At 61.8% G+C, this 988-nt stretch carries 1 protein-coding gene; it reads left to right on the top strand.

The window, feature by feature from the left end; genetic code table 11:
• Nucleotides 1-988: malate synthase G (locus AWB69_RS45330; protein WP_075644121.1), on the top strand; the 988-nt coding region annotated here is incomplete at both ends.

Here is a 988-nt window from a genome sequence, read left to right as displayed (position 1 = left end):
TCAAGCTGCATGGCCGCTCGCTGCTGTTCATCCGCAACGTCGGGCATCTGATGACGAATCCGGCCATTGTCGACCGCGATGGGCACGAGATTCCTGAAGGCATTCTCGACGCCGTGATGACGTCGCTCGGCGCGCTGCACGACCGGCAAAACAAGCTCAATTCGCGCACGGGATCGATTTATATCGTGAAGCCGAAGATGCACGGCCCGGCGGAAGTCGCTTTCTCCGATGAGCTGTTCGCACGCGTGGAAGACCTGCTCGGCCTGCCGCGCTACACCATCAAGATGGGCATCATGGACGAGGAGCGGCGCACGAGCGTCAACCTGCAGGCGTGCATTGCGGTGGCGTCGGCGCGGGTGGCGTTCATCAACACGGGCTTCCTCGACCGCACCGGCGACGAGATGCACAGCGCGATGGAAGCCGGCCCGATGATGCGCAAGGGCGACATGAAATCGTCCGCGTGGATCACGGCCTATGAGCGCAATAACGTGCTCGCGGGGCTGAGTTCGGGATTGCGTGGGCGCGCGCAAATCGGTAAAGGCATGTGGGCCATGCCCGACCTGATGCACGCCATGCTCGAGCAGAAGATCGCCCATCCGAAGGCAGGGGCGAACACGGCATGGGTGCCCTCGCCGACGGCCGCCACGCTGCATGCGCTGCATTACCATCAGGTCGATGTGCAAGCCGTGCAGCAGGAACTGGAGAAGACCAGCTATGCCGGCGCCCGCGATGAATTGCTCAATGGCTTGCTGACGATTCCCGTCGTGGAAAAGGCGCAATGGTCGGATGAGGAAATTCGTCAGGAGATCGAGAACAACGCGCAGGGGATTTTGGGTTACGTGGTGCGGTGGGTTGACCAGGGCGTGGGATGTTCGAAGGTGCCGGATATCCACGATATCGGGCTGATGGAAGACCGCGCAACGCTGCGAATCTCGAGCCAGCATATTGCCAACTGGCTGCATCACGGGGTGGTGTCGGAGGCGCTGGT

The organism is Caballeronia udeis (assembly GCF_001544555.2).
Taxonomy (GTDB): Bacteria; Pseudomonadota; Gammaproteobacteria; order Burkholderiales; family Burkholderiaceae; genus Caballeronia; species Caballeronia udeis.
The sequence above is the reverse complement of the archived record's forward strand: the minus strand, read 5'-3'. Positions and strand labels throughout refer to the sequence as shown.